We start from the raw sequence: 6,779 nt of genomic DNA on the forward strand, positions 1-6,779 counted from the left end.
ATTATAAGTATATTTTACAGTACTATAAATGAATTACTTGTCATTTTAGGGTTAACAAATACACCCATGACAAAAAAAGATGATCATAAAGACCCTGCACTGGTTTCCATAGGTTCAATGTTCGAGACGGGAAAAATTCGAAAGATGTACACACTTGCAGAATTATATCCGACCCGAATAGCAAAATCACTTGGTATAAATTATGGCAGGTATATGGTCAAGCTGAACCATCCTGACAAGTTCACTATGGGAGAAATAGTGAGACTTGCAGATTTACTCGATATAGAACCTGACATGATAACCAAGGTAATATACTCTGAATTAAAGTGATTGCAGAATTCGCTGCACTATACTTTTTGCACTATAATTATTCTTTTAAAGCTTATTTCCTGAGAGTTCAAAACAACAATGAAACTTATTCGAGTAGGTGCTTTTGTTTCGGAATTAATTTTCCAAGCTGAACTTGTATCAAATTCTTACGAGAGGTTGAAGGAAGCTGTTGATGACTTTGATAAAACTGCCGTTTGGTCAAGTATACAATCCATTTTAATATCATCAGGTAATATTTCTAAAATTCTATGGCCAGCAAAATCAAAATATAAAGTAAGAGGTGAAGAACTTAGGAAACTTATAAAAATCGACTCTGAAAGTGTTTTGAAGAGCAGAAAATTCAGGAATAAGTTTGAACATTATGATGAATTGTTAGATGATTTTTTTAAAGACAAGGATATCTACTCTTATACTGATTTGGCAATGAATCCATCGTTATATTTATCAATTGGAGAATCTTGCCACAGAGGGTATAACTCTTTCGATAATACTCTAATAATTCATGGAGAAATTTTGGACTTAAATGATATTGTAGATGCTGTGGAACAAATAAAGCTTAAATGTAAAAGCTTATTTATTTAATGAAGTGAATCAACTACATCTACTCACAACATGTATCAATAAGTATAGGCAACCCAAAGAAAATCACAATCTTCAAGCGAATCTTATACTGGCACAAGCCTATAAAATCCAGATTCTAATGCTAAACTTATCGACGCAAACCGTTAAAAATCAAATAAACGATGAGGGACAACTTCGATGCCCAAGTACATAGAAACTTGATGGGTAAACAATTGGAGAAAGAAGGTAAGATATTGGAAGCAATGTCCCTTTATGAAACCAACATTTCAGAAAACTTTGAGGGTAGTTTTCCTTATAGAAGGTTGGCAATTCTGTATCGAAAAAGAAATTTACTCTCTGAAGAAATAAGGGTTTTAGAAAAAGCCATAACTGTTTTCAATTCTTTAGTTTCAACTGAAAGGGCAGACATAAGGCCAAAATTAAATGAGTTCCAAGAAAGACTTAGGAAAGTTAAAAGTAAAATTCAAGAATAATCCAATTATGCAAAACTCAAATAACATCACAGGAGTAACTGGAGAATATTATGTATGCGCTGAGTTAGGCTATAGGGGCATTTTAGCTATCCCTACGCCAAAAAACAATCCATTATTTGACTTGTTAGCAACAGACTTAAGTGCCAACCAAATAATTGCAGTTCAGGTAAAAACAATGTCAAAAGGAAACAAACAGGGATGGAGACTGAATAAAGATATTTGTTTGAGAAAAAATAATCCAAACCTATATGTTATTTTGGTCAACTTACTCGAAGAAGGAAAATGTGACTATTATATTTATCCTTACGATACGTTGAGCGAAAAAGTTGAAAAAACCTATAGCAATTACATTAAAACTCCAAAGAGAGACGGTACGCAAAGAAAAGAAGTAGATTTCAGGTGGTTTAACCATAATGACTTTGATGAAAGTGATTTAAACAGAAAAAATAATTGGTCATTATTACCCTTTAACTTCTAACATAGTATGGATTTCTTAGCAGGTAAAATCATGGCACATTTTCATGAAAAGGGAGGAAGGTCAACCCTTGAAATGAAAAAAGATATAGAAAGTTTCCTAAGAGCCAATGGTGGAGTTCATAAGTCGAAAATAGGCGAAAATATTGACCCTGTACTTTTGAGGCAGACCTATAAATATTGTGAGCGTTTAAAAAATGAGGGGGCATTGTTGGATTTTGGCAATCAAAGGAATGTTCCTATTCTTGGGAATAAGTATATCAATCTAGAATTTAATGCAGGTCTAGGAGAATATGGTGGATATGATTTCTTAGTTCAGGGTTTTCAATTAATCCAAAAAACCTTTTCCGAATCGGTTTTAAAAATTGTAGTTCTGGACGAAATTGGGGACCATAGCATAGGGACTTGTTTTGTTGTAAAGGATAACTTAATTGTTACTGCTAAACATTGCATAGAAAATTTCAAGAAAGTCATTATAAATGATCCTTTAGGCCATCCTATAATCCCAGAAAGAATTTCTATTTCTAAAAATCCTCAAATTGATGTTGCAATCATCCAGACCAAAGGGTGTCCGTTTAAGGGAGTAAAGCAATTAATGTTCGGCGAGCCAGAGGTTTTGGAAGAAATTCTAACCATGGGGTATCCTCCCTTGGCAACGTTTGACGCTATCCAAATAAATGATACTGCACATATTAACTCAATCCAAAAGAGTTCTAAAGGAAATGTCGTTGCACAAGAGCTAAGGTATGGTGAATCCACTGATTATATCATTTTAAATGCAAAGGTCAAAGGCGGAAACAGTGGAGGCCCTGTTTTAAATAAATTTGGAACCGTGGTTGGAATAATTGTCAACATCCTGCCGGACATAGAGCAACCCGAAAAGTTAGATCAACTTGGATATGGTATTGCTATAAGTGCCAATGAAATTATAGAAATTATTGAAAATGATTTTAAAAATAATGATGGTTGTGTTCAGTTACCTTTTGAAATTCTTGAAGATGGATTCTGTACTCTGTTGTAATTATTCATTTAATTAAGCAAGCGAAACCATGTTTCGCGCTGCAAGCCCCCAAAATCTTACCTCCAACTTTTGCGCATGGATCCTGACGGGTTTTTGTAGTGTTCCGGTAGATAAGCGTGAAGCAAAAACCCGAAAGGGCGCAACCTACTTGTTGGCTTTCAGTAGCCCATGTCCTCACCTGTGCTCCTGGCCTTATCAATACCCCTCCCAAGAGCTTTGATGATCTTGGCAGCTATTTGCACTTTATTTGTTGGAATACTTGGAGCTTTGACCCCCATTGTTTTAAGCAGTTTAAAGGCCATGTCCTTTTCCTGGGTGGGCAGTCCCATCACCTTGGCAAAGAACTTTCCCGGTTCCTTGGCATGGGCCTTTCTCCCTACATAGGATTCCACATAGTTTCTCTTGAAACCAGTTGTCCTATCAAAGGTCTTCTCCGCTGATTGGTAAAAGCTGTCCCTATCAAATCCTCTCTTGACCGTCTTTCCATTTAATTCAACCTCGGATGCCTTGTGCTTGGCCATTGGGGATAGGGTATAGGTGTTCGTCACGTCCCTTCTGCTGACTATGATATGGATATGGGTCTGTGGCCCCTCTTTTTGCATCCCTGCTGCCACCAATTGCCCGTTCTGTTTATGCGGGGCCAATCTTGTTTGCTCTGCGATCCTCTTTTCAAGCTCTTTGACATTCCCGATGGATTCGCCCCGTTCCACTTTCCGTATCTCGTTCCTGAGCCTTGCTATTTCACCTCGATAAGGTGCATTCTCCTGAACCTGCCTGTCGAAGCCCCGGTAGGTGCGCTCATGCTCAATCTTGGCATAATATTTAAGGTTCTCGGCCTTGACCTCTTGGTTCCTATGGAAACTCTTGGCATAGTCCTCCATAAGTTTCCTAGTGTATTCCCTTAACAGGTTCTGGTCATTGCCAATCGCTTTCAGCTCCCTTTGGTTGGGGCTGACCACTATGGAATAGAATTTCGGATCCTTCTGTCTCAGTTTCGCGGTATTGGCATCTATATCCTCGATGACCGTTTCAGGGCTTACGCTGTCGTTCTCTTGGTCAAAGAATTCCTCCCTGAGTTCGGGCAACCTGTCCTGGTTTTCCTTTTCCAGATAGTCCACATAGTTCCCTACACTGGAGTTATAGGTACTGCCCATTTTCTGTGCCGAGATAGTAAGGTACATAGCCGTTTATCTTAAATGGTGCTTTAATTTTTCAAACTCCCCGATGCCCATATTGATTTTCAGATAGGGCTTTCCCATCATAGGTTCTATCTTTTCAACGTTGTGGAGCATTTCATTGCAACGCTTTTTATAGCTTTCAAATTCACGGAGTATTCTCTCATGATCCACTTTAGGAACGGTGTTTCTAGGCTCCAAAAAATCCATTCGCTCTTCCTGTATCTGGACAGGTTCCCGTCTCGGTTTCCTTCCATCCTTTACATAGGCCTCGTAAAGAATCAACATCATTTCATAGGTGGGCCGGATACTGGTCTTTTCCATGTTCTTGATAATGGCGATAATCCTATCGAATTTTTTCATCATCTTCACCTCCAATTTTTTGATACTATCAACGATAATCTTTGTTCCCTCCCCAAAAGGGTCAAGGCTGTTCTCCTTGAAGTATTGTATCATTCCATCCAACACCTCGCTATGCGATTTGCCGAACTTTTTGGAATAGCTGCGAAAGCGTGTGGCCGTTTCCTTCTTTACCGTGATATTGGAATAACCACCTATTCCTTTCTTTGTCCTTTCCTTTGTTGATTGCTTTTCCATGGGCCGAATTTTATTTTTTAGTGAAATTGCGTCAATTTTTTCGTCAAAAATTTCCAGTGTTTACAGGGCTTCCCAAAGGGTTTACTGTAGATTTCGGAAAAGTCTACTGTAGCCTCCTTTTATGCACAGTATTTCCTAAACATCTCAATTAACTGGTTTTCAACTTGTTGAAGACCCGAAAACAACCGTGATGGCGCAATCTGCGCATCACCCTCTTGCTATTCCCTACGTCCCGCAAGCGGGACCGAATGAATACTACCTTATCATCCTTCGGCTGATCGGCTAGTCTGCATATGTTCTATTAGGTTTTGCATGTCCTCCCCTATCTTGTGTTCCAGTACCCTTGCATAGATCTGTGTGGTGGACAATTTGGTATGGCCGAGCATCTTTGAGACGGTTTCTATAGGGACTCCATTGGACAAGGTTACCGTTGTTGCAAAAGTGTGCCTTGCAGTATGGAATGTCACTTTCTTGTAAATCTTACAGGCTTTGCAGATTTCCTTTAAGTAATAATTTACCTTTTGATTGCTATAAACAGGCAATAGGACTTTCATCATCTTTCTTTCTGCGGAATCTTCATATTTTTTGATGATCTCCTTTGCTTGTGGAAGTAAGGGGATTTTGAGTTTTTCGTCCGTCTTTATCCTTTTGGTGAACAACCATTCATTGCCATCTATTCCTTTAAGTAGGTGGTCTGGGGTCAATGCCTTGACATCGATATAGGATAGTCCGGTATAGCACGAGAAGAGAAAAACATCCTTACATTTCTCAACCCCCTCCTTTGTGAACGTGGTTTCTTCTATCAACCTCAATTCCCGTTTTGTCAAATATTCCCGTTCGGTTTTCTCAAAACGCAGTTTATAGTTTTCAAAAGGGTCTTTTGCTATCCAATCCAACCGAACGGCCAACCTCGACATTTTCTTAAGCCGTTCCATGTGTTTCATGGCCCCGTTGTTGGTGCACTTGGTTCTTGTCGATGGCCTGTATTTTCTCAGGTATTGTTCAAAATCAGATATAAAACGGTAGTTCAGCTTTTTAAGTTTTATATCCTCGATTCCATATTCCTCTCTTAAAAAGAGGCTTATACATTTTTCGGTAATATGGTAGTTCTTTCTTGTTCCCGGACGCAAAGACGTGTGCATGGTTCCATTGTGATAGGCAATCAATTGTTTCAATGTCTTGCCTCCATCATCTTCCCCAAAGAACCTTGCTTTTATGGCCAAAGGGGTGATAACCTTCTCTTCTGCCATCAATAGCCTATGGGCCTCATGCAAGCCCGTGTAAATTTGGTCAAGGTACTTGTTAAGGGAGATGACATAATTGGAAAATCCCTTGCCCCTTTTACGGCTATTGTCCCATAAATTGGTTTTAATTTCCCGATTTATGCTAAAATCGGTACGCTCTCCATCGATGGTGATCCTACAATAGACAATCCGGTTCTCGGATTGCACCTTGTGCTTTCTTGTAAAGAAATTAATTGTTAAACGATTGTTTTTCTGCATGTTGCAACCTTTTAGAGTGTTAATACTGTGAAAGTCAAAACACAAGAAAAATGGTTCTAAAAGTCATTTAAAGTTACAACAAGAACTGTAAGTGTTTGCTCCCGATGGGAACACGCTTGATATGATTTTAGATGGTTTTAAATGAATTCAAACGATATGCCTAAAAACACAAAACACTGAAAATCATAAGATTAACAGTGTTTTGATTTTACTTAAATAAGGTAAGTCGGGATGACTGACCTCTTGAAGAGGCGCTAACCCATTAATATCCAGAATATTATGTCGATTTTCCCAAAATAGGACATCCCATAGGACATCTTCGTGTGAAATAATGATTTTCACAACGTAAATATCGATATTTAAAATCAAACCACACCATCTTGTTTTATTTAATTTTAAATCAAAATAGACAAAGGAATTTTTGTGAGTTCAAAATCTCATCACAAACAAGATGAGTATCTATTCGCCCTATCGACAAGCAGATATAATAAGAACTTTGATTGTCATTTTTAAACTAGCTGTATAAATTACAAGATTTAGATTTTTGCCACCGGTGTTCCAGCCAAGCCATTACTGGTCCACCTTACATGATTGACACAATCAAGTTTAGAGGTTTTGATTGCAG

General features: G+C 38.3%; 8 protein-coding genes. 5 read left to right on the forward strand and 3 right to left on the reverse strand.

The window, feature by feature from the left end; genetic code table 11:
* The 5 genes from A7D14_RS01515 to A7D14_RS01535 all read left to right on the forward strand — a co-directional run.
* A partial coding sequence (locus A7D14_RS01515) for a hypothetical protein (protein WP_218058494.1) occupies nt 1-330 on the forward strand: 330 nt, incomplete at its 5' end.
* Between the two features lie 78 nt (nt 331-408).
* Nucleotides 409-912 (forward strand): hypothetical protein, encoded by a 504-nt coding sequence (locus A7D14_RS01520; RefSeq protein WP_067029224.1) that lies wholly within the window; start codon nt 409-411, stop codon nt 910-912.
* A gap of 161 nt (nt 913-1,073) precedes the next feature.
* Nucleotides 1,074-1,385 (forward strand): hypothetical protein, encoded by a 312-nt coding sequence (locus A7D14_RS01525; protein ID WP_067029226.1) that lies wholly within the window; start codon nt 1,074-1,076, stop codon nt 1,383-1,385.
* The gene (locus tag A7D14_RS01530) at nt 1,336-1,863 is read left to right on the forward strand and encodes an aspartate-ammonia lyase (RefSeq protein WP_218058495.1); all 528 of its coding nucleotides are present in this window, start codon (nt 1,336-1,338) and stop codon (nt 1,861-1,863) included. Before A7D14_RS01525 ends, A7D14_RS01530 begins: the two co-directional genes overlap by 50 nt.
* Nucleotides 1,864-1,869: 6 nt before the next feature.
* Nucleotides 1,870-2,880 (forward strand): serine protease, encoded by a 1,011-nt coding sequence (locus A7D14_RS01535; protein WP_067029230.1) that lies wholly within the window; start codon nt 1,870-1,872, stop codon nt 2,878-2,880.
* Nucleotides 2,881-3,038: 158 nt separating this feature from the next.
* Here A7D14_RS01535 and mobB read toward each other — a convergent pair whose 3' ends face one another.
* The 3 genes from mobB to A7D14_RS01550 all read right to left on the reverse strand — a co-directional run bounded on the left by mobB (nt 3,039) and on the right by A7D14_RS01550 (nt 6,154).
* On the reverse strand, nt 3,039-4,061 hold the full coding sequence (mobB, locus tag A7D14_RS01540; protein ID WP_067029232.1) for a MobB family relaxase: 1,023 nt from the start codon (nt 4,059-4,061) through the stop codon (nt 3,039-3,041).
* Between the two features lie 6 nt (nt 4,062-4,067).
* The gene (locus A7D14_RS01545) at nt 4,068-4,652 is read right to left on the reverse strand and encodes a BfmA/BtgA family mobilization protein (protein ID WP_067029234.1); all 585 of its coding nucleotides are present in this window, start codon (nt 4,650-4,652) and stop codon (nt 4,068-4,070) included.
* A gap of 263 nt (nt 4,653-4,915) precedes the next feature.
* On the reverse strand, nt 4,916-6,154 hold the full coding sequence (locus tag A7D14_RS01550) for a site-specific integrase (RefSeq protein WP_067029236.1): 1,239 nt from the start codon (nt 6,152-6,154) through the stop codon (nt 4,916-4,918).
* Nucleotides 6,155-6,779: the final 625 nt, after the last annotated feature.

Origin of the sequence: Allomuricauda sp. CP2A, from assembly GCF_001683915.1 — a bacterium.
GTDB lineage: Bacteria > Bacteroidota > Bacteroidia > Flavobacteriales > Flavobacteriaceae > Flagellimonas.

What these genes read in the sequence shown, in the direction of transcription:
- A7D14_RS01520 (WP_067029224.1), top strand. Translation starts at nt 409, where the DNA reads ATGAAACTTATTCGAGTAGGTGCTTTTGTTTCGGAATTAATTTTCCAA.
- A7D14_RS01525 (WP_067029226.1), top strand. Translation starts at nt 1,074, where the DNA reads ATGAGGGACAACTTCGATGCCCAAGTACATAGAAACTTGATGGGTAAA.
- A7D14_RS01530 (WP_218058495.1), top strand. Translation starts at nt 1,336, where the DNA reads ATGAGTTCCAAGAAAGACTTAGGAAAGTTAAAAGTAAAATTCAAGAAT.
- A7D14_RS01535 (WP_067029230.1), top strand. Translation starts at nt 1,870, where the DNA reads ATGGATTTCTTAGCAGGTAAAATCATGGCACATTTTCATGAAAAGGGA.
- mobB (WP_067029232.1), bottom strand. Translation starts at nt 4,061, where the DNA reads ATGTACCTTACTATCTCGGCACAGAAAATGGGCAGTACCTATAACTCC.
- A7D14_RS01545 (WP_067029234.1), bottom strand. Translation starts at nt 4,652, where the DNA reads ATGGAAAAGCAATCAACAAAGGAAAGGACAAAGAAAGGAATAGGTGGT.
- A7D14_RS01550 (WP_067029236.1), bottom strand. Translation starts at nt 6,154, where the DNA reads ATGCAGAAAAACAATCGTTTAACAATTAATTTCTTTACAAGAAAGCAC.